General features: G+C 62.6%; 24 protein-coding genes. 16 read left to right on the forward strand and 8 right to left on the reverse strand.

Going from position 1 to position 25,045, the window contains the following annotated elements; all coding sequences use genetic code 11:
* The first annotated feature begins 12 nt into the window (after positions 1–12).
* The gene (locus tag ACN9MY_RS24795; RefSeq protein WP_426318965.1) at positions 13–747 is read left to right on the forward strand and encodes a flagellar brake protein; all 735 of its coding nucleotides are present in this window, start codon (positions 13–15) and stop codon (positions 745–747) included.
* A gap of 76 nt (positions 748–823) precedes the next feature.
* Here the strand turns inward: ACN9MY_RS24795 and fliE are convergent, their stop codons facing one another.
* Positions 824–1,165 carry a flagellar hook-basal body complex protein FliE gene (gene fliE / locus ACN9MY_RS24800; protein ID WP_426163745.1) on the reverse strand — a complete coding sequence of 114 codons (342 nt, stop codon included), beginning with the start codon at positions 1,163–1,165 and terminating at the stop codon, positions 824–826.
* A gap of 169 nt (positions 1,166–1,334) precedes the next feature.
* Here fliE and fliF point away from each other — a divergent pair, with 169 nt between their 5' ends.
* The 13 genes from fliF (at position 1,335) to fliR (ending at position 12,743) form a co-directional block, all read left to right on the forward strand.
* A complete protein-coding gene (gene fliF / locus ACN9MY_RS24805; RefSeq protein WP_426318966.1) occupies positions 1,335–3,071 on the forward strand; it encodes a flagellar basal-body MS-ring/collar protein FliF in 1,737 nt (578 codons plus the stop codon).
* The gene (gene fliG, locus ACN9MY_RS24810; RefSeq protein ID WP_426163749.1) at positions 3,064–4,062 is read left to right on the forward strand and encodes a flagellar motor switch protein FliG; all 999 of its coding nucleotides are present in this window, start codon (positions 3,064–3,066) and stop codon (positions 4,060–4,062) included. The genes fliF and fliG overlap by 8 nt, the downstream gene beginning before the upstream one ends.
* Positions 4,062–4,808 carry a flagellar assembly protein FliH gene (locus ACN9MY_RS24815; protein ID WP_426336281.1) on the forward strand — a complete coding sequence of 249 codons (747 nt, stop codon included), beginning with the start codon at positions 4,062–4,064 and terminating at the stop codon, positions 4,806–4,808. Before fliG ends, ACN9MY_RS24815 begins: the two co-directional genes overlap by 1 nt.
* A 1-nt stretch (position 4,809) precedes the next feature.
* The gene (gene fliI / locus ACN9MY_RS24820) at positions 4,810–6,213 is read left to right on the forward strand and encodes a flagellar protein export ATPase FliI (RefSeq protein WP_426172295.1); all 1,404 of its coding nucleotides are present in this window, start codon (positions 4,810–4,812) and stop codon (positions 6,211–6,213) included.
* 34 nt (positions 6,214–6,247) lie between these two features.
* Positions 6,248–6,688 (forward strand): flagellar export protein FliJ, encoded by a 441-nt coding sequence (gene fliJ / locus ACN9MY_RS24825; RefSeq protein ID WP_426163753.1) that lies wholly within the window; start codon positions 6,248–6,250, stop codon positions 6,686–6,688.
* A 12-nt stretch (positions 6,689–6,700) separates the two neighbouring features.
* Complete coding sequence (locus ACN9MY_RS24830; protein ID WP_426318968.1) at positions 6,701–8,164, forward strand: flagellar hook-length control protein FliK; 1,464 nt, start codon at positions 6,701–6,703, stop codon at positions 8,162–8,164.
* Positions 8,165–8,293: 129 nt separating this feature from the next.
* Positions 8,294–8,812, forward strand: coding sequence for a flagellar basal body-associated protein FliL (gene fliL, locus ACN9MY_RS24835; RefSeq protein ID WP_426163757.1), 519 nt, complete (start codon positions 8,294–8,296; stop codon positions 8,810–8,812).
* Positions 8,813–8,826: 14 nt separating this feature from the next.
* Complete coding sequence (fliM, locus tag ACN9MY_RS24840) at positions 8,827–9,807, forward strand: flagellar motor switch protein FliM (protein ID WP_426163759.1); 981 nt, start codon at positions 8,827–8,829, stop codon at positions 9,805–9,807.
* 15 nt (positions 9,808–9,822) lie between these two features.
* Positions 9,823–10,242, forward strand: coding sequence for a flagellar motor switch protein FliN (fliN, locus tag ACN9MY_RS24845; RefSeq protein ID WP_055930721.1), 420 nt, complete (start codon positions 9,823–9,825; stop codon positions 10,240–10,242).
* Positions 10,239–10,877 (forward strand): flagellar biosynthetic protein FliO, encoded by a 639-nt coding sequence (gene fliO / locus ACN9MY_RS24850; RefSeq protein ID WP_426318969.1) that lies wholly within the window; start codon positions 10,239–10,241, stop codon positions 10,875–10,877. The genes fliN and fliO overlap by 4 nt, the downstream gene beginning before the upstream one ends.
* A complete protein-coding gene (gene fliP / locus ACN9MY_RS24855; protein ID WP_426163764.1) occupies positions 10,867–11,625 on the forward strand; it encodes a flagellar type III secretion system pore protein FliP in 759 nt (252 codons plus the stop codon). The genes fliO and fliP overlap by 11 nt, the downstream gene beginning before the upstream one ends.
* Positions 11,626–11,636: 11 nt before the next feature.
* Positions 11,637–11,906: a flagellar biosynthesis protein FliQ gene (gene fliQ / locus ACN9MY_RS24860; RefSeq protein ID WP_055930712.1), complete on the forward strand. Its 270-nt coding sequence runs from the start codon at positions 11,637–11,639 to the stop codon at positions 11,904–11,906.
* 3 nt (positions 11,907–11,909) lie between these two features.
* The gene (fliR, locus tag ACN9MY_RS24865) at positions 11,910–12,743 is read left to right on the forward strand and encodes a flagellar biosynthetic protein FliR (RefSeq protein ID WP_426318970.1); all 834 of its coding nucleotides are present in this window, start codon (positions 11,910–11,912) and stop codon (positions 12,741–12,743) included.
* A 65-nt stretch (positions 12,744–12,808) separates the two neighbouring features.
* Here fliR and flgL read toward each other — a convergent pair whose 3' ends face one another.
* The 6 genes from flgL to flgG all read right to left on the reverse strand — a co-directional run bounded on the left by flgL (position 12,809) and on the right by flgG (position 19,572).
* The gene (gene flgL, locus ACN9MY_RS24870; protein ID WP_426163770.1) at positions 12,809–14,038 is read right to left on the reverse strand and encodes a flagellar hook-associated protein FlgL; all 1,230 of its coding nucleotides are present in this window, start codon (positions 14,036–14,038) and stop codon (positions 12,809–12,811) included.
* Positions 14,039–14,059: 21 nt separating this feature from the next.
* Positions 14,060–16,009 carry a flagellar hook-associated protein FlgK gene (gene flgK / locus ACN9MY_RS24875; protein WP_426318971.1) on the reverse strand — a complete coding sequence of 650 codons (1,950 nt, stop codon included), beginning with the start codon at positions 16,007–16,009 and terminating at the stop codon, positions 14,060–14,062.
* A gap of 62 nt (positions 16,010–16,071) precedes the next feature.
* The gene (flgJ, locus tag ACN9MY_RS24880) at positions 16,072–16,998 is read right to left on the reverse strand and encodes a flagellar assembly peptidoglycan hydrolase FlgJ (RefSeq protein WP_426318972.1); all 927 of its coding nucleotides are present in this window, start codon (positions 16,996–16,998) and stop codon (positions 16,072–16,074) included.
* A 10-nt stretch (positions 16,999–17,008) separates the two neighbouring features.
* A complete protein-coding gene (locus ACN9MY_RS24885; protein WP_426163777.1) occupies positions 17,009–18,115 on the reverse strand; it encodes a flagellar basal body P-ring protein FlgI in 1,107 nt (368 codons plus the stop codon).
* 2 nt (positions 18,116–18,117) lie between these two features.
* Complete coding sequence (locus ACN9MY_RS24890; protein ID WP_426318973.1) at positions 18,118–18,774, reverse strand: flagellar basal body L-ring protein FlgH; 657 nt, start codon at positions 18,772–18,774, stop codon at positions 18,118–18,120.
* Between the two features lie 15 nt (positions 18,775–18,789).
* On the reverse strand, positions 18,790–19,572 hold the full coding sequence (gene flgG, locus ACN9MY_RS24895; RefSeq protein WP_426163781.1) for a flagellar basal-body rod protein FlgG: 783 nt from the start codon (positions 19,570–19,572) through the stop codon (positions 18,790–18,792).
* A 335-nt stretch (positions 19,573–19,907) separates the two neighbouring features.
* Here flgG and ACN9MY_RS24900 point away from each other — a divergent pair, with 335 nt between their 5' ends.
* Together ACN9MY_RS24900 and ACN9MY_RS24905 are read left to right on the forward strand one after the other, a co-directional pair.
* A complete protein-coding gene (locus ACN9MY_RS24900) occupies positions 19,908–21,212 on the forward strand; it encodes a hypothetical protein (protein WP_426336282.1) in 1,305 nt (434 codons plus the stop codon).
* Between the two features lie 45 nt (positions 21,213–21,257).
* A complete protein-coding gene (locus ACN9MY_RS24905) occupies positions 21,258–22,631 on the forward strand; it encodes a tetratricopeptide repeat protein (protein WP_426336283.1) in 1,374 nt (457 codons plus the stop codon).
* A gap of 9 nt (positions 22,632–22,640) precedes the next feature.
* Here the strand turns inward: ACN9MY_RS24905 and ACN9MY_RS24910 are convergent, their stop codons facing one another.
* Positions 22,641–24,974, reverse strand: coding sequence for an EAL domain-containing protein (locus ACN9MY_RS24910; protein WP_426163787.1), 2,334 nt, complete (start codon positions 24,972–24,974; stop codon positions 22,641–22,643).
* Positions 24,975–25,045: the final 71 nt, after the last annotated feature.

Consider the following 25,045-nt stretch of genomic DNA (forward strand, 5'->3'; position numbering starts at 1 on the left):
TCGGAATCGGACATGGAAAACTGGCATGATTTCGAGGTCGCATCGCGCCGTGAGATCACTGCGCTGCTGCGCAGTATCGGCGAGAAAAACCAGTTGATCCGCATGCTCATCAAGGGCGAGTCCGATGTCTGCGTCACGTCGATCCTGGAAGTCGATGCCGAGGGCGGCAACGTCATCCTCGACTGCTCCATCAGCCCCGACCAGAACCGCCGCATCCTTGGCGCAAAAAGGCTTTCCTTCGAAACCACGCTGGACAAGATCCGCATCATGTTCAGCGGTGAGCACATCGAATCGACCACGTTCGAAGGCAGCCCGGCCTTCAAGATGCCGCTGCCGGCCAGCCTGGTGCGCCTGCAGCGCCGCGAGTTCTACCGCATCGCCACGCCGGTCACCAACCCCGTGCGCGTCCTGATCCCGCAGCCGGCTGAGCTGGGCGGCGGCAGCAAGCCGTTCCCGCTGTCCGACATCAGCTGCGGCGGCATTGCGATCCTCGACAACAGCCTGGAATTGGGCGACACGATTGGCAAGGTCTACAACGACTGCCGCATTGAACTGCCCGAAGTGGCCACGATCACCACCGGCCTGCAGATCCGCAACTCGCTGGACCTGACGCTTTTAAACAACAAAACCAACCGCCGCCTCGGCTGCCAATTCGTCGACATGCCGCGCTCCTCGCTGACCGCCGTACAGCGCTACATCACCAAGCTCGAGCGGGAACGCAACGCCCGCATCGCCGGCCTGGAATGATGAAAGTCGGGGTCAGGTCTGGCAATCGGACAAATCGCGTCGCGATTTGTCCGATTGCCAGACCTGACCCCGACTTTCAAACCTGCATGTTCATGATGTCGTGGTAGGCCTGCACCAGCTTGTTGCGCACCTGGACGGTGGCCTGGAAGTTGATGCTGGCTTTCTGCATCGAGATCATCACGTCCGACAGGTTGACCGAATCGTCCCCCATCTGGAAACGCTTGGTCAGTCCTTCGGCCTTGTCTTGGCTGGCCTGCACCGCGTCCAGCGCGCCTTTCAGGGCGTTGGTGAAGTCGGGCTTCTCGGCCACTTTCTCGGTCTGGATCACCGGGGGCGTGGCTGACGGCCGCGTGGCCGCCGCATGCAGCTGGGCGATCATGGCCTGGATTTGGCTAGAATCAATTCCGCCTGTTCTCATTAGTTGACTCCAAGATACAATATTCCTGTTTTCAGGCTTCCAGAATACCCGTGTGAAAGCAAGGGGATAGCCTTGAGCAGCAAGGCAAACGGCCTCCTGTTCACGCATTTAAAGGACGCAACATCGCCTGATAATGTGCAACAGGCCCATTAACCCACAGTGATTACCCATGGCTGCAGCCGCCGAACAAATCGATATCGACGATCCAGAAGCCCAACAGGCGCCCAGGGGCCGCTTCGCCTTCTTCCAGACCCCTATGGGCAAGATGGTGATTCGCGGCGCTGCCGTGGCAGGCGTCCTGGCGCTCATCCTGATCCTGTGGATGTGGAATAAGGAACCGGATTACAAGGTCCTGTTCGCCAATTACACCGACAAGGATGGCGGCGCCATCACCGCTGCACTGGACCAGATGCAGGTCAAGTACAAGCTGGCCGAAGGCGGCCAGGCGATCCTCGTGCCCGCCGAGCAAGTGCACAATGTGCGCCTGCGCCTGGCCCAGCAGGGCTTGCCGAAAGGCGGCAATGTCGGCTTTGAGGTCATGGAAAACCAGAAGCTGGGCGTATCCCAGTTCCTGGAACAGGTCAATTACCAGCGCGCCCTGGAAGGCGAACTGGCGCGCTCCATCCAGTCCATCGGCGCGGTGGAGTCGGCGCGCGTGCACCTGGCCCTGCCGAAGCCTTCGGTCTTCGTCCGCGACCAGCAGAAGCCCACCGCTTCGGTGATCTTGCAACTGCACGCCAACCGCATGATCGATCCGGCCCAGGTCAGCGCCATCGTGCACCTGGTCGCTTCTTCCGTGCCGGAGCTGTCGCCGGCCAATGTGACCGTGGTCGACCAGGCCGGCAACCTGGTGTCCGACATCAACAAGAACGGCAACGCGGCCAACAACGCCAAGAACCTCGACGCATCCCAGCTCAAGTACGTGCAGGAGATGCAGAAGCAAGTCATCAAGCAGGTCGAGTCGATCATCACCCCGATCGTGGGCGAAGGCAATGTGCGCGCCGAGGCTGTGGCCGACGTCGACTTCTCCGCCATCGAACAAGCCGCCGAGACCTACAAGCCGAACTCGCCGCCCGCCGCTTCGGCCATCCGCAGCCAGCAAAGCAGCGAGACCAGCGGCAATGCCAACGCCAACCCCGGCGGCATTCCTGGCGCCCTGTCGAACCAGCCGCCGGGCGTTGCCACGGCCCCGCTGACGACCACGCCGCCAGGCGCTGCCGGTGCGCCGGGGCAGCCAGGCACAGGCGCCGCGACTGCCGCGGCCGGGCCAAGCCATAAGGAATCGACAACCAATTATGAAGTCGACAAGACGGTGCGCTATGAACAGAAGGCAATGGCCGGACTGAAGCGCATGACCGTCGGCGTCGTAGTAAACTATCGTCGGACCATCGATAAAAACGGCAAGGTCGTCGTCAAGCCGCTCAGCGCTGACGAAATGGCCAAGATCAACAGCCTGGTCAAGGAAGCCATGGGCTACAACCAGGACCGCGGCGATTCCGTCAGCGTGGCCAACGCGCCATTCGACGGCGTCGACAGGGAACCGGAGGCACCGCTCGAATGGTGGCGCGACCCGGCCAACCTGCCGCTGGCCAAGGAACTGGCGAAGTTCCTGATTACGGCCCTGATCCTGCTGTACATCCTGCTGCGTATCGTGCGTCCGATGATGCGTCCGGTATTCAAGAAGATCGACCAGATCAACGAACCGGAACCGGAACCAGAACCGGAGCCTATCGTGGAACCAGTCGGCCCGACACCGGAAGAATTGCTGGCGGAGGAGATCGCCAAGATGGAAGAAAACACTGCCCGCACCTACCGCGACAACCTGGCGCTGGCGAAGAAACTGGCTGCGGAAGATCCGCGCATCGTCGCCAACGTCATCAAGGAATGGATAGGCAACAATGACTGAGAATACCGGACTGCAAAAGGCCGCCATCCTGATGCTGGCCATGGGCGAAGCCGAGGCGGCCGAGGTGATGAAGTTCCTCGGCCCGCGCGAGGTGCTGAAGCTGGGCGCATCGATGGCCACCATGAAGAACATCCCGCATGAAATGGTGGTTGACGTGCTGGACGATTTCCGCGACCAGTACGCGGCCGCTTCCACCGTGGGCCTCGATTCGGACGAATACATCCGCCAGGTGCTGACCAAGGCGCTGGGCGACGACAAGGCGTCGGTCCTGCTGTCGCGCATTTTGGGCGGCAAGGATGCTTCCGGCATCGAATCGCTGAAGTGGATGGATTCGCAATCGGTCGCCGAATTGATCCGCAACGAACATCCGCAGATCATCGCCACCATCCTGGTCCACCTGGAGCGCGACCAGGCCTGCGAAATCCTGGGCCACTTCACCGACCGCCTGCGCAACGACGCGGTGCTGCGGATCGCCACGCTGGATGGGGTGCAGCCGGCCGCCTTGCGCGAGCTGAACGACGTGCTGACCAAGCTTCTGTCCGGCAATGAAAATATCAAGAAATCGACCCTGGGCGGCGTGCGCGCCGCGGCCGAGATCCTGAACTTCATGTCCGGCGAACAGGAACAGAACGTGATGGACAATATCAAGAACTACGACAACGACATGGCGCAGAAGATCATGGACGAAATGTTCGTGTTCGACAACCTGATCGACGTCGATGACCGCGGCATCCAGCTGCTGCTGCGCGAAGTGCAGTCCGAAATGCTGATCATTGCGCTGAAAGGCGCTTCGCAGGACTTGCGCGACAAGATCTTCAAGAACATGTCGGCGCGCGCCTCCGAAATGATGCGCGAAGATTTGGAAAACAAAGGCCCGGTACGCCTGTCCGAAGTGGAGACGCAGCAGAAGCAGATCCTGCAGATTGTGCGCCGCCTGGCGGATGAAGGCCAGATCGTGCTGGGCGGCAAGGGTGAGGATTCCTTCGTCTGATGACAAGCATCCCGAAAGAAAAACAGACGGCCTACCAGCGCTGGGAGTTGCAATCCTTCGGCGACGCGCGCCCGAGCGTGGTGGCCCAGCGCGAACGCGAGGAGGCGGAAGTGCGCGCCGCCCTGGCCGCCGAAGCCGCCGCACAGGCGGAAGTCGAGCAAGCCGAATACGCGGCGGAACCGGCTCCTGCCCCGGAATATCCAAGCGAAGAAGAACTGGCCGCGATCCGCGAGGAAGCACGCCAGCAGGGCTATGACGCCGGCTTCAAGGCCGGCCACGACGAAGGCGTGGCGCAGGCCCTGGACGAAGCGCGCGCCGCCACCGAGCAAGCGATTGCACCGGTGCGCGAGATCGCCGACAACTTCAGCAGCGCGCTGCGCGAAGCCGACCAGGCCATCAGCAATGAGGTGCTGGAACTGGCGCTGCACCTGGCCAAGGGCATGATCAAGACTGCCCTGCGCGTGAAGCCGGAACTGATCCTGCCGATCGTGCGCGAGGCCATCGAATACCTGCCGGTGCTGCAGCAGCCGGCACTGCTGATCCTGAATCCGGAAGACGCCGCCGTGGTGCGCGAGAGCATTGCGGAAGAACTCGACAAAGGCGGCTGGCGCGTGATCGACGACCCGACCGTCGAACGTGGCGGGTGCAAGGTCGATACAGCCTCCAACCAGATCGATGCCACCGTGGCGTCGCGCTGGCAGCGCCTGAGCCTGGCGCTTGGCAAAGACATTGACTGGATCGATTGAGATGGGCGCCCCCGACCCACAGGTGCACGCGGGCCGCTGGCGTTCTTACCTGAACGATTGCGCAACGCTGGTCGATTTCGTCGAACCGATGCAAGTGTCGGGCCGCGTCACCCGCGTGGCGGGCCTGGTGATGGAAGCAGTCGGCTTGCGCCTGGCGGTCGGCGCGGCCTGTACCGTGCCCCTGCCCTCCGGCGGCAAGGTCGAAGCCGAAGTGGTCGGCTTCGAGGGTGACAAGCTGTTCCTGATGCCGCAAAGCGACGTCGAAGGCATCATCCCCGGCACCCGCGTGTTCCCGGTAGAACAGAGCGTGCCGAAGCCCGGCAGCGTCAACCACCCGCGCCGCCGCCCCAGCGACCGCGCGCGCCATTTGCCCGTTGGCCCCGAGCTGCTTGGCCGCGTGGTCGATGGCGCCGGCCGCCCTCTCGACGGCCTGGGCCCGATCCAGACCAGCGATTCGGCGCCGATCAATGTGCGTCCCGCCAACCCGCTGGGCCGCGCACCGATCGTGGAAACGCTGGACGTCGGCGTGCGCTGCATCAATGCCATGCTGACCGTGGGACGCGGCCAGCGCATGGGGCTGTTTGCCGGCTCCGGCGTCGGCAAGTCCGTGCTGCTCGGCATGATGGCGCGCTACACCGAAGCCGACATCATCGTGGTCGGCCTGATCGGCGAGCGGGGACGTGAGGTGAAGGAGTTCATCGAGCAGATCCTGGGCGAGGAAGGCTTGCGCCGTTCCGTGGTCGTGGCAGCACCGGCCGACACGCCGCCGCTGATGCGCATGCAGGGGGCGGCGTATTCCACCGCGATCGCCGAGCACTTCCGCGACAAGGGCCAGAACGTCCTGCTGATCATGGATTCGCTGACCCGCTACGCGATGGCGCAGCGCGAAATCGCCCTGGCCATTGGCGAGCCGCCAGCCACCAAAGGTTACCCGCCTTCCGTGTTTGCAAAATTGCCAGTGCTGGTCGAGCGCGCCGGCAATGGCGAACTGGGCGGCGGCTCGATCACGGCTTTCTACACCGTATTGACCGAGGGCGACGACCAGCAGGATCCGATCGCCGACTCGGCGCGCGCGATCCTGGACGGCCACATCGTGCTGAACCGTCGCCTGGCCGAAGCCGGCCACTACCCGGCAATTGATATCGAACAGTCAATCAGCCGTGCCATGCACTCGATCACATCGCACACCCACCAGAACCAGGCGCGCCGGCTGAAACAGTTGTTTTCGCGCTACGAACGCAGCCGCGACCTGATCGCTGTCGGGGCGTACACGCCGGGCACCGATCCGGTGCTTGACCAGGCCATCAACCTGCACGATAAGATTGAACAATTCCTGCAACAGCAAATTACGGAGCAGGTGAACATGCCCGAGAGCTTGGGGCAGTTAACCTCTCTATTCGACTGATTGGTGCGTTTGGCCTTGCATATAATTGACTATCATGGCCTCTACCCAGCAACTTGAAACCCTGATCGACCTGGCGCAGCGGGAAACCGACGACGCTGCCAAGCGCCTTGGCGCGGCCTTGAAAGCCGTGGCGGACGCGGAAGAGAAGCTGAACATGCTGGTTGGTTACCGCGACGAATACGGCCGCCGTTTCGACGCTTCGCAGCAGCAAGGCATCACGCCGATGGCGTATCGCAATTTCCAGGCTTTCATGGAGAAACTGGATACTGCGATCCAGGGCCAGCAGGAAGTGGTCCGTCACAGCAAGGCACGCGGCGACAAGGAGAAGCAGTTGTGGCAGGACGCCGAACGCAAGCGCATGTCCTATTCCACCCTGCGCGACCGGGCCGAAGCCCAGGAGCTCAAGAAGGAAGCCAAGCGCGACCAGAAGGCCATGGATGAACACGCCTCCCGCCAGGCATTTTTCAAACGCTAGACCGATTCGATCATGCAAACCCAGACTGTCCAGAACTCCCCTCTTCTTTCCGGCAATTCGGCTGGTAGCCGTTCGTCCAATGGCGCGCAGGAAGACAAGCAGTTCGCACAGGCCCTGAACAGCCAGATCGAACGCCAGGCCAGGGCCTTGCCGCCATCGCTGCAGCCGCAAGCGAATGCCGCGCCGCGCCGCGCCGAGGCGCCGAAACCTGCCGCGCAGCAGCCAAGCCAGCAAGCGAAACCGGCATCCAGCGCGCCAGCGCCAGCCAACAAACCGGCCACGCAAGCGCAGGCGCCTGCCAAGGCCCAGCAAAGCGAGCAGCCAAACCAGGCCAATCATGCCGCTGCGCCTGCGGACGCGCAGCCGGCGCCGGCCGACGCGGCATCTGCCAGCTCTGCCACTGCCGCCAACGCCTCCAGCAGTGCCGGCGCGGCCAGCGACGAAACCGATAGCCAGCAAGCGGCCAACGATGCCGTCGCCGACATGCTGGCCATGATCCAGGGCCTGGTCCAGCCAACCGCGGCCGACGCGGCCAGCGCAGCAAGCGCGGCAGCCGCTGCGGCAGCAGCCTCCACCAAAGACGGCCGGGCCACCGAGGCCGAACTGGCCAGCGACGCCGTACTGTCCGGCAAAGGCGGCAGGAACGGCATTGCCGAGCGCCTGCCAGCGGAAGGCATGCCCGTCGACCAGGAGGCATTGCTGGCAGCGAAAGCTGCGGCAGAAGGCGCCGGCAAAGCACAAGATCCATCCCTGGCAGACGCGCTGGCGAAGGCACGCCACGGCGCAGCCGCCGAAACCGGCGACGCCAGTGCATCGTCCGCGGCTGCCGGCGGCAGCGACAAAGCCGCCGCCCAACCGCGCAGCGATTTCCAGGCCGCCCTGCAACAGGCCAGCGCCGACGCCGGCAAGGCCGCCGATGCCGCCGCGCTGGACACCAAACACGCCATCCAGCCGCAGGCCAGCGCCCTGCAGGCAGCCGCTACCGCCCTGGCGCCAGCCGGCGCAGCGAATGCACAAGCCGCCCAGGCCCTGGCCAGCAACCAGCTGCACGCCCGCGTCGGCAGCCAGGGCTGGGATCACCAGCTGGGCCAGAAAGTTGTCTGGATGGTCAATGGCGGCGAGCAGAGCGCCACCCTGACCCTGAACCCGCCCGACCTCGGCCCGCTGCAAGTGGTGCTGAGCGTCTCCAATGACCAGGCCAGCGTGGCCTTCACCGCTGCCCAGCCGGAAGTGCGCGAAGCGCTTGAGCAAGCACTGCCGAAGCTGCGCGAAACCATGGGTGAAGCCGGCATCACGCTCGGCGACACCAGCGTTTCCTCCGGCAGCCAGGACCAGCAGCAAGCGTTCGCTGATATGGCAGCCGCCGGGCGTGGCCGCGGCGTCGCCGATGGACAGAATGACAATACGGAGCAGGCCCCGCAAGCAGCCCCTCAAGTGCGCCGCAGCGTGCTCAGCGCTGTCGATACATTCGCCTAAGGCAGAGATAGCCCTGCTTCCTGCCTCTTTTCGGCGCATCGCTCCCCGAAAGCTTTCGCGATAATGACATAATGGCGTCATGATCCAACTCTTGCATCCAAGGCAGCAGAATTGAAAGCGAATCCAAAAATGAAGGCTGATGCTAAGGCAGAAGCAGCACCGCCGGCAGGTGGCGGTAAGAAAAAGCTGATCATCATCCTGGCAGCCGTGCTGGTGCTCGCACTGGCCGGGGGCGCCGGGGCCTGGTTCATGCTGCATGGCGATAGCGGCGACGAACATTCTGAAGAAGCCAAGCCCAACAAGAAAGCCAAGAAACCGGCCAAGAAAGCCGGCCCGCCGGTCTATATCCCTGTGGACCAGTTCACGGTCAACCTGCAGCCGGAAAATGGCGACCAGTACCTGCAACTGGCGATCACGCTGCAGGCAAGCAGCCTGGAAGAGTCGGAGGTCATCAAGACCAATATGCCGAAGGTGCGCAGCCGCATCCTGCTGCTGCTGTCGAGCAAGCACGCATCCGAGATCAACACTCCGGAAGGCAAGCAGCAGTTGAGCAAGGACATCATGGAAGCGGTCAACCTGCCGTTTGAAAACGGCGGCGAGCCGCAGGAAGTCTCCGAAGTGTTGTTTACCGCATTCATCATCCAGTAAGGCCCGGGTGAAGCATGGCTGATAATTTTCTCTCCCAGGAAGAAGTCGATGCCCTCCTGAAGGGCGTCAACGGCGACCAGGACGACGTCGCTGCGCCGGAGGAGACCTCGGGTGTCCGGACCTACAACCTGGCGACGCAGGAACGCATCGTCCGGGGCCGTATGCCGACCCTGGAAATTATCAACGAGCGCTTTGCGCGCCTGCTGCGCGTGGGCCTGTTCAACTTCCTGCGCCGCAGCGCGGAAGTGTCGGTGGGCTCGGTGCGGGTCTCCAAGTATTCCGAGTTCATCCGCAACCTGGTGGTGCCGACCAACCTCAACCTGGTGCACATGAAACCGCTGCGCGGCACCGCCCTGATGGTGTTCGACCCGGGCCTGGTGTTCCTGCTGGTCGACAACCTGTTCGGCGGCGACGGCCGCTTCCACACGCGCGTGGAAGGCCGCGACTTTACCCAGACCGAGCAGCGCATCATCCTGCGCATCCTCGACATCGTGTTCGAGGCCTATACCAAGTCGTGGGAACCCGTGTACCCGGTGGAATTCGAGTACATCCGTTCCGAAATGAATACGCAGTTTGCCAACATCGCCACGCCGAACGAGGTGGTGGTGGCGTCGACCTTCACGATTGAACTGGGGTCCGTATCGGGCCAGATCCACTTCTGCATGCCGTACTCGATGATCGAGCCGATCCGCGACGCGCTGACCTCCTCGCTGCAGGGCGAGGCGCTGGAAGTGGACAAGCGCTGGATTCGCCTGATGACGCAGCAGATCCAGATCGCCGAAGTGGAACTGGTGGCCAAGCTCGGCACTGCCAAGGTCAATTTCGACGAAATCCTGAACATGAAGGTCGGCGACGTGATCCCACTCAACATCCCGGACACCATCGAGGCGACCGTGGATGGCGTGCCTGTGCTCGATTGCACCTACGGGGTGTTGAACGGGCAATACGCATTGAAGGTGGAGAAACTGCTGGCAAACGCGGATAATATGAAATAAAGCTAGGAGAGAAACATGGCGGATAATCAAGACGACGATACAAGCATGGATGACGATTGGGGCGCCGCGATTGCCGAGCAGGCCGCTGCCGAGGCTGCCGCGATGCAGAACCAGGCTGCCACTGCTGCCGTGTTCAAGGACTTTTCCAAGCAGCCGAACAAGACCGAAACCCATAACGATATCGACTTCATCCTCGATATCCCGGTCCAGCTGACTGTGGAGCTGGGCCGTACCAAGATCGCCATCAAGAACCTGCTGCAACTGGCGCAGGGCTCAGTGGTGGAACTGGATGGCCTGGCCGGCGAACCGATGGACGTGCTGGTCAACGGCTGCCTGATCGCCCAGGGCGAGGTGGTGGTGGTGAACGACAAGTTCGGTATCCGCCTGACCGATATCATCACGCCTTCCGAACGCATCCGAAAATTGAATAAATGAAGCAGAGCATTCCTGCCCTTTACCTGCTGCGGCCGCTGACCATGGCGGCCGTCCTCTGTCTCGCCGGCGCGCCTGCGCTGGCGCAGCAAGCGTCCGCCCCAGACACCATTTCCACCAGTTCGCAAGCTGCCCCGGCCAATGCCGCCAGCCCAGTTGCGCCTGGCGCCGCGCAAACTACTGCACCGGCCGCCGCGCCAGCGGCGACACCCGAACAGCAGGCCGCCATGGCCGGCGCCCGTGCCGCCAACGCCCAGGCGCCGAGCAATGTGCTGGCGGCACAAGCACCGTCCGCTGCCGGTTCGCTGTTCCAGACCATCCTGTCGCTGGGCTTTGTCATCGCCCTGCTGGTCGGCCTGGCCTGGCTGCTGAAGCGTTTCGGCCCGAAACACATCACGGGCGGCAGCAAGCTCAAGCTGGTCGGGGCGCTGAGTGTCGGCGCCCGCGAACGCATCCTGCTGGTGGAAGTCGGCGAGCAATGGATCGTGGTCGGCGCCTCGCCTGGCCGCATGAATGCCCTGGCGACCATGCCGCGCCAGGAAAGCGACGAAACCGAACTGGCCGGCGCCCAGCCGGTGCCTGGCGCGAATTTCGCCGAATGGTTCAAACAGACGATTGAAAAGCGCAATGGCAAATAAACGCGCGTGGCGCATGGCCGGCTGCGCGGCTGCCGGCGCGGCGCTATTGCTGCCCTTGCTGGCGGCGGCCGAACCGACCATCCCTGCCTTCACCAGCACGCCCGCCGCGGGCGGCGGCACCAACTACGGCCTGACGCTGCAAACGCTGATCCTGATGACGGCGCTGACCTTCATCCCGGCAGCGCTGCTGATGATGACCGGCTTTACCCGCATCGTGATCGTGCTCTCGTTGCTGCGCCAGGCGCTCGGCACGCAGTCGGCGCCGCCCAACCAGGTCATCATCGGCCTGTCGCTGTTCCTGACCTTCTTCGTCATGAGCCCGGTGTTCGACAAGATCTACACCGACGCCTGGGTGCCGCTGCAGGACAACAAGATCACCATGCAGCAGGCGATGGAGCGCTCGGCCGCGCCGCTGAAGACTTTCATGCTGAAGCAGACGCGCCAGTCCGACCTGGCCCTGTTTGTCAAGATATCGCGCAGCCAGGAACTGCAAGGGCCGGAAGACGTGCCGCTCAAGATCCTGGTGCCGGCCTTCATCACCTCCGAACTGAAGACCGCCTTCCAGATCGGCTTTGCCATCTTCATCCCCTTCCTCATCATCGACATGGTGGTGGCGTCGGTGCTGATGTCGATGGGTATGATGATGATGTCGCCCGCCGTGATTTCACTGCCGTTCAAGCTGATGCTGTTCGTGCTGGTCGATGGCTGGCAATTGCTGCTGGGCTCGTTGTCCCAGAGCTTCTATTAGGGAGGCTGGCAATGACGCCTGAAACAGTCATGACCATGGGCCGCCAGGCCATGGAAGTCACGCTGATGGTGGCCGCGCCGCTGCTGCTGGTGGCGTTGCTGATCGGCCTGGTGGTCTCGATCTTCCAGGCCGCCACCCAGATCAACGAGGCGACCCTGTCCTTCATCCCGAAGCTGGTCGGCGTGTTCGTCACCCTGGTGGTGGCGGGACCGTGGATGATTTCGGTGATGGTCGACTACATGCGGCAAGTGCTGACTGGCATTCCTTCGCTGGTCTCGTGACCGATGCTGGTCGTCACCGCCGCTGAACTGAACACCTGGATCGCCGCCCTGTTATGGCCGGCAGCTCGCATCCTGTCGCTGATTGCGGCCTCCCCCATTTTCGGCAATGCCCGCATCCCGCAGAACGTCAAGCTCGCGCTGGGCGTGCTGATCGCCATGGTGGTCGCACCAGCCGTGCCGGCCATGCCGGCGCTCGATCCTGCCGGCTGGGCCGGACTGTCGGTGCTGGCGCGTGAAATCGTGATCGGCGCCGGCATGGGATTCGCGATGCGCCTGGTGTTTGCAGCAGTGGAAATGGCGGGCGAGATTTCCAGCCTGACCATGGGCCTCGGTTTCGCCAGCTTCTTCGACCCGATGTCGCAAGGCCGCTCCTCGGCGGTGTCGCAATTCCTGGTGTGGGTGGTGACGCTGGCAGTGCTGGCGGTGAATGCCCACCTGGTGCTGATCGAGGCGCTGGCGGAAAGCTTCTACACGCTGCCGGTAACCGCCATCGCCTTCCATAACGATGGCTTCTGGGACCTTGCGTTGTGGGGCTCGAAGATCTTCACGGCAGGCCTGCAGCTGTCGCTGCCGATTGTCGCGGCCCTGCTGATTACCAACGTCGCGCTGGGCATCCTGACGCGCGCCGCGCCGCAACTGAACCTGTTCGGCATCGGCTTCCCGATCACCCTGGGCGTGGGCTTCCTGACGCTGACCATGACCCTGCCCTACATGAGCATGCCGATCCAGTCGCTGGTCAACGAGGGCATAGAAAAAGCGCGGCAATTGCCGCGCGAGTGGGATAGCAGGAAAAAAGTCGGGGTCAGGTCTGGCAATCAGACACGGCCTCAGCCGTAGGCGACGCCTACGGCTGAGGCCGTGTCTGATTGCCAGACCTGACCCCGACTTTTTTAACGCAAGCCTCAGATCAAGTTAAACAACGACAAACCGGTCAGCGCCTTGTAGGATTTCTGCGCTGCTTCCAGCGTGGTTTGCTGCTGCGTGAAGCGGGAAATGGCTTCCACCGGGTCCAGGTCGACCAGGTCGGACAACTGGCTCGCATATTGCAGGTTCAGGTCGTCGCCAGCGCTGTCGAGGTGATCCAGCTCGCTCAGGCGGGCGCCGACGGATGCGCGTACCGACAGCACGTTGTCCAGCGAGTTGGTGATGTTCTGGTTGGCCAGGTTCAGCGCGTTCGTCAATGCCGTACCTGCCTGCGGCGTACCGCTCGGGCCGCGCAACGCGGCGATCAGGGTTGTCATGGTTTCGAACACCGACTGGTTCTTGCTCGGGTCAACGTTGAACACGTCGCCGTTGGCCGGCGCCCCGGTGATATCCATCTGGATGCCATCGAAAGCAATCGGCTGGCCGGACACATAGGGGACGTTCGACGCGACGGCAGTGCCAGCAGTGACGTCGTTGACGGTATAGGTAGTCACCGCCGGCGTGCCGGTCACGGTGAAATTCAGAGTGTAGTTGTGGCCAGTCACTGCCGAAGGGGTCTTCACCACGCCCGGGGAAATGATGCCGGTGCCGCCACGGGTATAGTTGTTCGGGTCGACGCTGGTCTGGAAGGTGCCGTTGCCGGTGATATTGCTTTCGAAGATGGCCGAGCCAGTCTCGCTGGTCGCCAGCTTGCGCGACGAGGCCACCTGCAGTTCGCGCTGGCCCTGGTCGCCGTTATAAGTGGCGCCGGTAGCGGAACGGGTAAATGGCTGGATGTCGCTCTTGTAGCCGGAGAACAGGTAGGCGCCGCTGCCGTCGGTAGCGTTGGCCTGGCCCAGCAAGTCTTCCAGGCGCCCCTCCAGTTCCTTCGCCAGCGCTTCGCGGTCGGCGAGCGTGAACCCTGGGTTGCCTGCGGCGACGATCTTGCTCTTGACTTCCTGCAGCAGGTCGTCGGTGTTCGCCAGCGTATTGTCCACCAGCGACAGCGAGGCATTGGCGTTCGTGCGATTGGTGACGTACTGGGTGTTGATTGATTTCGACTGCGACACTTCCAGCGCGCGTGCCGACGCGACCGGGTCGTCCGACGGTGTCACGACGCGCCGCATGGTCGATAACTGCAGCTGCGTCTTCTGCAGTTGCGCCTGCAGCGTGTTCAGCTGGCTGACGCCGTTCTCGTAAATCGTCCGGGTGGCAATACGCATGACCATGATGCTATTCCTTCAAAAATCTTACCTGCCCAGCGAAAGCAGGGTATCAAACAGTTCGCTTGCCACCTGGATCACCTTGCCGGATGCCTGGTAGGCCTGCTGGTAGCGCAGCAAGTTGGATGCTTCTTCGTCCAGGTTCACGCCGGAGACCGAATCGCGCGCGGCCTGGGCCTGCTCCACGGTGGTATCGGCCGCAGCACCGGCGATCTGCACTTCACGTGTCTTGTTGCCGACAAAGTTGACCATCTGCGCGTAGCTGGCCTGGAAGGTGGCATGGCCATCGTCCAGGATGTTCTTCGTCTGCAGGCCCGCCAGCAGCACGCCATTGCGCGCGTCGCCAACCCCGCTGCCAGGCGAGATGGTGAACTTGTCGTTGTTGGCAGGGTTGCCGGTAATCTCGATCTCGATGCCCTGGAACGTCATCTTGGCGCCAGCGGTGTACGGCACCGGGGTGCCGGCCGGATAGTTCGTGGTGGTGCCATTGACCGTGACGTCGACAGCCGTCGGGAAGCCGCTAAGCTGGTTGGTCGCGCTGTTGTAGGTCAGCGTGACCGGCGCCGCCAACTGGTTGCCCGGCAACAGGTAGTTCGAGTTCACCGCACCGGCGCTGATCTTGCCGGTGCCGGTATTGGCGGTCGGCACCGAAGTGCTGATCGGCGCTCCCAGCGCAATCTTGTTGCGGTCTTTCAGTTCGACGCCGAAATCCTGCGCCGCGTTATAGGTCGGGCGCACCAGGAAGTGGTCGGGGCCGCCGGCCGCACCGGTGATGGAGAAGGCGACGCCATCGATCACTTGCGGCTGGGTCTGCGGATACGGCGAAATGGTCGTGGTCACGCCATCGCTGGCGCGCGTCACGATGAAGTCGGTGCCGTTGTAATTGATGTCATAGTCCGACGCGGTCAGCTTGGCCGCGTCAACCACTACCGCATCGATTTTCACCGTGCTCGATGGCGAGTTGCGCGTGTCGTAGCCGACATAGGCGTGGATATCCTTGAAGAAGTTGCCGCCCAGGTTGCCATCCAGGTCGATGCCCAGCTTGTGCTGGTCATTGAAAGCATCGGCCAGGCCGGCGGCGATCTTGCCGAGGTTGGCATTTGCCACGTCCAGGCCGCTATTGCGGAAATCGATTAGGCCGCCCAACTGGCCGCCGGTCAGCACGCTGTCGGGCAGCTGCGAGAAAGTGCCGCCCTGGGTGCGGTAGCCGACCACGATGCGCTCCGGGTCAAAGGTCGAAGGCGCCGTGGCCAGTTCCTGGCTGCGATTACCGATCACCAGCGGCTGGCCGGTGCCGAACGAAACGTTCAGCATATTGTTCTCGGCCGGCCTGACAGTCACCTGGACCTGCTTGTTCATCTCCGCGATCAATGCGTCGCGCTGGTCCATCAGGTCGCTCGGCAAGGTCGATGGGTCGACCGACAGGCCGGCAATCGTATTGTTCAGCTCGGCGATACGGCGCGCGAAGGAATTGATTTCGTTGACGCTGGCGGCGACGCCGGTGTTGACGCCCTCGTTCAATTCCTTCATGCGGCTGGACAGACCGTTAAAGCGCGATGCCAGCGATTCTGCCGCGGACAGCATGGCCTGGCGCGCCGCGGTCGACTGCGGGTTCGAGTTGGCATTCTGCACGCCGCTGAAGAAGCTCTGCAGTGCCGGTCCCAGGCCGACCGTGGTATCGGCCAGCAGGTTGTCGATCTGGCTGACCTGGTTGAAATAGGTGTCGAGCTGGGCCTGGTTGGTCTGGGCGCCCAGCAATTGGCGGTTCAGGAAGTCGTCATAGACGCGCTTGATCTGCGCCACTTCGGTGCCGGTGCCGAGAAAACCTTCGCCGGTCTGGATCGGCTGCGTGGTGCTCTGCACCACCACCTGCCGGTTATAGCCGAGCACGTTGGCGTTGGTAATGTTGTGCCCAGTGGTGGCCAGGCCCGTCTGGGCAGCCAACAAACCACTTTTACCGATGCTGAGTAAGGACATTTTATTAATTACCTTCGCTAGATATTCAGTTTACGGCACATCCCGACAAAACTTGATGTTCGTCAGGCAAGAGTGCGCTTGATAATGCCGGCCAGCTTGCTGGCATAGTTGGGATCGGTGGCGTAGCCGGCGCGCTGCAAGCCCTTGGCAAACCCGGCGGCATCGGTGCCGTTGGCTGCCGCCAGCGCTTTTTCATAGCGCGGATTGCTGCTCAGCAGGCGGGCGTAATCCTTGAAGCTGTCCGCATAGCTGTCGTAGGCGCGGAATTTCTCGACGCGGGTCTGCGGCTTGCCGTTGACATACTCAGTTGTAGCCGTTTCGACAACACGCCCCTTCCAGTCCGGGCCGGCCTTGATGCCAAACAGGTTGTGGCTGTTGCTGCCGTCGCGGCCCTTGATTTCGCGCCGGCCCCAGCCGGTTTCCAGGGCGGCCTGGCCGAGCATGAACTTGGCCGGGATGCCGGAAGCGCGGCTGGCTTCTTCCGCGTGGCTGGCCAGTTTGTCCTGGAAGCTGCGCACGTGGGCCGGCTTGTCGCTGGCCGCTGCCGTGCTGGTCGCCGCCTTGGACATCGCCGCCGCCCCGCCGCTGGCTTCGATTGAGCGCTGCAGCCTGGCCTGCTCCATCAGGGCGCGTGTCATGGCCGGATCGGTCGGCACGCCATCCACCGGCGGCGAGGTTTTCGACAGCTGGCGCACCAGCACGTCGGCCAGGCCCAGGCCTTTCTTGGCGATGTCCTGGCTGGTCTGCTGGTCGAGCATGGTGGTGAACATCTTGGTTTGCTGGTTGTCCATCAAACCGTCTTGCGGCGTAGCATCGCGCATGCTCTTCATCATCATGTTGACGAACATCGCTTCGAACTGGGTGGCCGCGGTTTTCAGCGCCTCGGGCGAACCGGCACGCGCCGACTGGCGCAGCTCGGACATGCCCTTGGTGTCGATGGCAAGATTGGCGCTCAGGTCGGTGGCAGCGGAGGCTGTGCGGGGGATCATGGCGGCATCCTCAAATGATTTCCAGCTCGGCGCGCAGCGATCCCGCTGCCTTCATCGCCTGCAGGATGGCCAGCAAGTCTTGCGGGGAGGCGCCGATGGCGTTGAGGGCTTTCACCACGTCGGCCAGCGACGCACCGCCCTTCAGCATGATGACCTTGCCGGAGTCCTTCTTGATGTCGACGCTACCCTGCTGGGATACCACGGTCTGGCCACCGCTGAGTGGATTCGGCTGGCTGACCTGGGTGTCGGCACTGACCGATACTGACAGGTTGCCGTGCGAAATGGCGCACGTCTCAAGCGTGACCTCCTGGTTCATCACCACCGAGCCGGTGCGGGCGTTCATGATGACCTTGGCGGCCTGGCGCGCCGGGCGCACGTCCATGCTTTCCAGTTCGCCGATAAAGGCCACCCGCGCATCGCTCGACGAAGGCGCGGTGACGCGAATGGTACGGCCGTCCTGCGCATAGGCCACGCCGGCGCCGTATTTGTCGTTGATGGCGTTGACCACGCGGCTAGCCGTGGCAAAGTCGGTATTGTTCAGTTCGAGGCGAATCTGGTTGCTGTCGCCCAGCGTGGTGGGCACCGCGCGTTCCACCGTGGCGCCGCCGGAAATGCGGCCGACCGACAGGTGGTTGACGACGACAGCAGCGCCGCCGCCCGGCGCCTGCGCACCCACGCCACCGACCAGCACATTGCCTTGCGCCATGCCGTACACCTGGCCATCAGCGCCTTTCAATGGCGTCATCAGCAGCGTGCCGCCGCGCAGCGACTTGGCGTTACCCATCGACGACACGGTGACATCGATCTGCTGGCCCGGTTGCGCGAACGCCGGCAGGTTGGTGGTGACCATGACTGCCGCCACGTTCTTCAATTGCAGCGTGGTGCCGGGCGGCAGCGCCACCCCCATCGACTGCAGCATGGAAGCCACCGATTGCACGGTGAACGGGGTTTGCGTGGTCTGGTCGCCGGAACCGTCGAGGCCGACCACCAGGCCATAACCCATCAACTGGTTCTGCCGCACGCCGGCCACGCTGGCCAGGTCTTTCAGGCGTTCAGCCTGCACGGCCGGCGCCAGCAGCAAGGCGGCGCAAAGAGTGAGGAGCTGAAAAGTCTTCATGATCAGAAAGGCAGCAGGCTGAGGAAGAAGCGCGACAGCATCGACTGCACTTCGGCGCCATCGATATTGCTCTTGGTGCGGTATTCGACGCGGGCGTCGGCGATCGAGGTCGACGCCACCGAATTGCCGTTGATCGAATCCGGATTCACCATGCCGGAAATGCGGATGTATTCGGTCGCCTTGTTCATGCCGACCTGCTTTTCGCCGGCAATGATCAGGTTACCGTTGGACAGCACTTCCACCACGGTGGCGCCAATGGTGCCGCGGAAGCTGTTGCTCAGCGACTGGCTGTCGGCATCGGCAAACTTGTTGTCGGCACTGGTGGCGACGTTGGTGCCGAAGCGGTTTTGCAGCACGCCCGGAATGCCGAAGTTGACGCTGCCGGACTTGCTGCCCGCGCTGGCGCCGTTCTTGACGGCAGACGTGCTCTCCGTAATGACGACATTGATCACGTCGCCCACGTGGCGTGCGCGGCGGTCCTCAAAGGCCGGGCGGAAAGTGCTGGCCTGGTAGATCGCACCATTGTTCTGCGCCGCCGGCGGATACGGCGGCGGCAGCGGACGGGCGCTGGTCGGGCCGTTGACGATCGAGGTTGGCGCACCGGCGCAGGCAGACAGCAGCGCGGCGGCGATGATGGTGGCGGCAAGACGGAATCGCATGGCGGGCTCGTTCGATTACAGCTGCGACAGGCGCTGCAGCATCTGGTCGGAGGTGGTAATCGCCTTCGAATTGATTTCGTAAGCGCGCTGGGTCTGGATCATGTTCACCATTTCCTCGACCACGTTGACGTTCGAGGTTTCCACATAGCCCTGCAGGATCACGCCCGTGCCGTTGGTACCGGGCTGGTTCTGGGTCGCAGCACCGGACGAACCGGTTTCCACGTACAGGTTCTCGCCCTTCGATTCCAGGCCGGTCGGGTTGATGAAGGTCGCCAGCTGGATGGCGCCGATCTGCTGCGGGGCAGCCTGGCCCGGCAGGGTGACCGAGACGATGCCGTCGCGGCCGACCGTTATGCTGGTGGCATTGATCGGGATCGTAATCGCCGGCTGCAGCACGAAGCCGCTGGAAGTCACCATCTGGCCGTTGTTATCGCGCTGGAAGGAACCGTCGCGGGTATAGGCGGTGGTACCGTCCGGCAGCAGCACCGGGAAGAAGCCGTTGCCGTTGACCATCAGGTCCTTGTCGTTGCCGGTCGACTGCGGGTTGCCCTGGGTATGGATGCGCTCAATGGATACCGGGCGCACGCCGGTGCCGAGCTGCATCCCCGACGGAAGCTGGGTCTGCTGCGAGGACGCGGCGCCCGGCTGGCGGATGTTCTGGTACAGCAGGTCTTCGAAGACCGCGCGCGACTTCTTGAAGCCGTTAGTGCTCACATTCGCCAGGTTGTTGGACACCACGTCCATCTGGGTCTGCTGCGCTTCCATGCCGGTCTTGGCAATCCACAGTGATCGAATCATTTGCTGCCCCTTAAACGGTAAAACCAAGCGGTTTTTCTATACAGGCATTATCCCGTGGCAAGGATCAACTCAAAGCTTCGATCTGGCTGGTTTTCCCCCGCCTATTCACGCGTGTGGCGCGAATTGTTCAGCTCTGCTATTGTTTGCGATTTGATAATTATTGCTGTATGCCGCACGACCAAGAAGTCCCATCTGCCGGAAAACGCCTTGTCGCGTTCGTGTTCGCCCTCCTTGCCGCGTGTGGAAACTGCGCTGCCGCATGTTTCCAGGCCAACCCAATGGTTCCGCCATCACATGACATCGGCGTCTACACGGGCGAAACGCCGGAGGGCCTCATGGCATTCGGCGAATCCCCTTACGGGCGGACTCGCGCACCGTATCCGCCGCCACCGCCTGCGGGCATAACGAAACAGGATCAACAGCGTTTACCAGGCGAGGCCGGCACGGTAAAGCTGTGGTACTTCGAGGCCAGTCCCAAAGACCGCTCGCTGCGTGTCTGCAGGGTTGATGTATGGTTGCCGCGCCAGCATCTGGGACAGGGGCAAGGGATGTTTGAGCAGATAGCACGGCATTCCAAAGGGAATGCCCTATCCCGCAGCCTGCTGGACCAGGACTTGACGCTTGCGTACAGCACCACCTATTCCTACGACAGCAAAGGCCGGATCGAACAGATTATCCAGGCCGATTTGTCAAAAGACCTTCCGGTCGACACAACTGCACAACATTGCAACCGCTACGATGACAGCGACCGCGTGATCCTGTGGGTGAATCCGGAACATACGAAGAAGTGTCCGACAGGCGAGCCGTCCCTGCGCGATGAATGGCGCGAGTTCAGGTACGCAACAGTCGATGGGAAGGAAGTCCAGTTACGTTCGCGCTGGCATCTCCCCAAGTCCACTGCGCGCTGGCGGGAAGAATGGTCGCCATTTCAAATCGATCCGACTCCCGATTCGGTGTGGGGAAATGCATTTGTCGACTCGCGGCGCGGCGTGTATGAGATATTCGGCTCAACTTACGGAAAGCTGGACAATAACGCGGCCAATATGGTCGTCGACGTATTCGGTCGGTGGAACGGGTCCAACTATACTTTCCTGAAGCCGCCGGTTCGCATTTCCCTGCTCGAGAATCCGGACGAGCTTTACAAATACGAACGGCGCCGCATGACACGCCTGGATGGGCACATCCGTTTATACGAGCTGTTCAAGGCGAACGAGCACATTTCCCGGCACCGCTTTTACATTCTGGAGGGATACGTCCTGCGGCATGAGCAACTCGATGCGAAGGGCAAGATCAAACGCATCATCACGGTCAACGACTGGCGCCAGCCGCGCCCTGGGCCCAATCCGGATTTCGACGACAGGCTGTTGAAGACGAGTGCTCCGCTCCTGATTGCCCACCAGGTGTACCACCGTGTCTACGAGATAGATGCGAATGGCCGGCCAACCCTGGTTGCCTTGAGCTGGAATCGATCCGTGCGCAACCCTTTAAAGAGGACTCCGCTGACGATGGCTGACCTGGTGTTCGGAACGCCAGACGGCCAGGAAAAATGGAAGACTCGCGAAGAGTTCGACAAGGCTTTTGATACAAGCGAATACGCCCTTCAAATCTTCCCCGAACGACCGATGGACGACGACGAATAGGCAAGCAACTCAACCCCAAAAGCCGACCAACTTTCGATTCTTGAAATGACAAAGACTTCTGCGATCTTCTTTACCACGGCGCTGCTTTACTCGCTGCCACTGGCTTCCTTGGCACAAGCAGGCTTCGCGCTCACCGATCAGGAGAATCGCTATATCAGCGCCCTGCTTGAGTACCAACAGGCAGCTGACTTGCCCGCGCCAGCCAGGCAGTTCATGGCGGCGCGGGCACACGAGTATGGCGGCGACCTCGAACGGGATGACGAGCGCGCGCAGAAGCTCTATATCCTTGCAGCCGATGGTGGCCACATCGGTGCGCAGAAGCAGCTGGTAGCGGCCCACAAGCAAAACAGTTCCGGTTCGACGCCAAGCGCAAAGCAGGTGGCAGCATGGGAGGCAAACATCAAACGGAATGAAGGAGCCGCCCGCGCTTTGCCTTCCATATCGGCTCCCTCGCAGCAGCAGGCACTTGCCCTTCTTGAAAAATCTGCGGAATCCGGGCACATACAGGCCCAGCTTCAACTGGCAAACACATACCGGCGCGGCCTGGAAGGCGTCAAACGCAACGCCGCCAGCAGCAAGCAATGGTATTTGAAGGCTGCCGAGCAGCTCTGGCCAATGGCCGACAGAGGAAATCCCATCGCTGCCAGTATCCTGGCCGAATTGAGCCTGCAGAACAAGGGCTTGCCCTATGACCCGGAACTGGCGGGCCTCCTGCTGAAAGTCTCGCAGCAGCGCTTGGCCGGAAATGAACGCGACGCGGAGGCATTGGACAAGCTGGAACGGGAGCTTGCGCCCGAACGACTCGCTCGCCTGAATGCCACGGCAGCACAATGGCGGCCGGGGGCGGAGCTGCCGCGTGACCTGCGGCAGGCAATTTGTACCTCGTCCGACTTTGTCCAGCCGAATTTCGACCGGCCGAAAGCCCTGGCGGAGTTTGCCGACTTCCAGGCACGCCTGCGGAAGGCTATTGATGACGTGAGTGCAGTCGAGCCTTCGCTTATTGGCCAAACTGCCGCACTCAACACCTTGCGTACTGCATTTGCGGGAACCATCGCGGCTGGGGCAAAAGGCGAGGCGTTGCTGGCCGACTTCATCCAGCCATCGCCCAGGGGCGTGGTGTCGCCGCTGGGATCCATGTTTGAGAAGATCAAGGGGAAATCGTGCCCGGTGGGATACGGCGGCAGCTTCACTGAAGACGGAAATACGGTGGAGCTTTGGTATGTGGATCTCGATCCGGCCGACCGCGGCGCACTCCAGGCGTTCTCGCAAGCGGCGTTGCCCGCACACGGAAGCCTGGTGCGCGGAAAATTCCCTGCGCTTGTTTTTACGAGAAACGAGAGCGGGAAACTGCAGCTTTACGCGATGTCGCAGGAGATGGCGAAGGTCATGCAATATTGGTGGGGCATACAGCTGATGTAAGCGCCAGGGTCAGAGCGCAGCTTCCTTGTCCGCCTGCCGGGCTGCCTGCAGGGGCTCGGGCCGCCCTACACCATATCCCTGGGCAAAATCGACACCCATCGCGCGCAGGCAGGCCAGCACTGCGTCGTCCTCGACGAATTCGGCAATGGTCTGCTTGCCCATCACGTGCGCGATCTGGTTGATCGATTCGACCATGGCACGCTCGGTTGGGCTGTGCAGGATGCCTTTAATGAAGCTGCCATCGATCTTTACGTAATCGACAGGCAGGTGTTTCAGGTAGGCGAAGGAGGACATGCCGGCGCCAAAGTCGTCGAGCGCGAAGCGGGCGCCCTGTGCCTGCAGGTCCTGGATCAGCGTTGCCGCCTGCGCCAGGTTGGCCACCGCCACCGTTTCCGTGATTTCAAAGCACACGTCCTCCAGCGCCACGCCGGTCCTGCGCTGCTGCTCCAGCACGAATTCCAGCAAACCCTCGTCGCACACCGAGGCGCCGGACAGGTTGATGGCCCAGCTCGTACCGGCAGCTTGCTGCGCCAGCGCTTCGAAGGCGTGGCGGATGACCCAGCGATCAAGCAGCGGCATCAGGTCGTAACGTTCCGCGGCCGGGATGAAGGCCATTGGCGGCACCAGGCCGCCCTGCTCGTCCAGCATGCGCACCAGTACTTCGGCATGGGCGCGGCCGCCGCGCAGCGGGGCGATCGTCTGCAGGTGCAGGCAGAAGCGGTCGTTTTCCAGCGCGGCGCGGATGCGCGACACGGCTTCCATCTCAGTCTGGCGCACGGACAGTTCGGCATCGTCGTCGCTGTACAGGTGGATGCGGTTGCGGCCTTTTTCTTTCGCCATGTAGCAGGCGGCATCGGCTGCTTTCATCACTTCCTTCAGGCTGCTGCTGCGGCTATCGAGCAGCACCAGGCCGATGCTGACGCCAATGCGGTAGCTGCGCACGCCCCAGGCGAAATGCAGGTCGACCACGGCCTTGCGCACTTTTTCCGCGACGCGCAAGGCGTCCTCGTGGCTGCACTGGGTCAGCATGATGCCGAATTCGTCGCCGCCCAGGCGGCCGACGATATCGCGTTCGCGCAGCGTGGCTTGCAGGAGCTGGCTGACTTGCTTGATCAATTCGTCGCCGGCTGCGTGGCCGCTGGTGTCGTTGATGATCTTGAAGCGGTCCAGGTCGAGGTATAGTACGGCATGCTCGCCGCCGCTGCCCTGCCGTAAAGCCGCCAGCAGTTCGCGCAGGCGCCGTTCGAATTCGCGCCGGTTAAGGATGTCGGTCAGCTCGTCGTGCGTGGCCTGGTAGCTCAATTGCGCGGCGTGCCGGCGCGCTTCGCTGGCGTCGTGCAGCACGATGACCTGGCCGATGGCAGCGCCGTCCGGCGCGTGGATCGGCGCCACCGAGCGGTCGACTGGCAGCAGCGTGCCGTCGGCCGCCAGCAGGTGCAGCGCTCCGCCCTCGCCTTCCAGCCGGCACACTTGATCCAGCGGGCGGCCGAGCATGTCGGCGCCTGGCATGCCCAGCATCTGTTCGGCATTGCGGTTGCTGTAGCTGACGCGTTGCTCGCGGTCGGTCGTGATGACGGCGTCGGCAATCGAACCCAGGGTCACCTGCACCAGCTCTTTCTCGGCGAAGGCTTCCGCCTCGCTTTGGCGCAGTTGCTGCAGCAGGCGTTCGCGGCGGGCAAAGGAACGGCGCAGGTAGCTGTTGCCGCTCCAGGCCAGCACGGCCGCTGCCAGCAACAGCACGGCCAGCAAGGCCGTCGAGACCTGGCGCGCGGCATCGTTGATGGCGGCGGCAAAGCCGATGGCAAGCGGAGTCAGACGGCGGTCGATTTCCTGGATTTCCAGCAGCACCACCGGTGCTCGGCGTGCAGCCGGCGGCATCCCGTGCACGCGCTCGCCCAGTTCACGCAGGCGCAACAGGTGCTCGTCGCTATGTTCCCAGTAGGTGATGGCGCGCGCCATCAGGTAGATATCCTTGAAATTACGGTACAGCCAGACCATGCCGCGCACGTCTTCTTCGGCATTACGGCCGCCCAGGAAGCCTTCGCGCACCACTTCCCAGTCCATCTGTTCCTGGTCCATCTCGCGCCGCGCGCGCATGTCCGATAGCGGCACGGCCAGTTCGGACTGGAATTGGGCGTAATCCTGTTCGTCAGCGGTAACGAGATAGCGCTGCAGCGAGGCGATGGCGGCCTTCTGCCCTTTGGACCAATGACTTTCGCCGCCGACGTAGGCGCGCAGCGTGGCGGCAATCGACAGGCTGAACACGGCCACCAGGGTGAGCGCTGCCACGGCCAGCACAAACGGCAGGACCACAGTGGCGTAACGTTCCTCGGGACGAGCCATAACCTTGTACTGCTGAGATGAAAGGTCCCATGATGGGGAATCCCGGCGCAGTGCGCAATGGCGCAGGCGTG

It is taken from the genome of Pseudoduganella sp. R-31 (assembly GCF_049913235.1).
Taxonomy (GTDB): domain Bacteria; phylum Pseudomonadota; class Gammaproteobacteria; order Burkholderiales; family Burkholderiaceae_D; genus Rugamonas.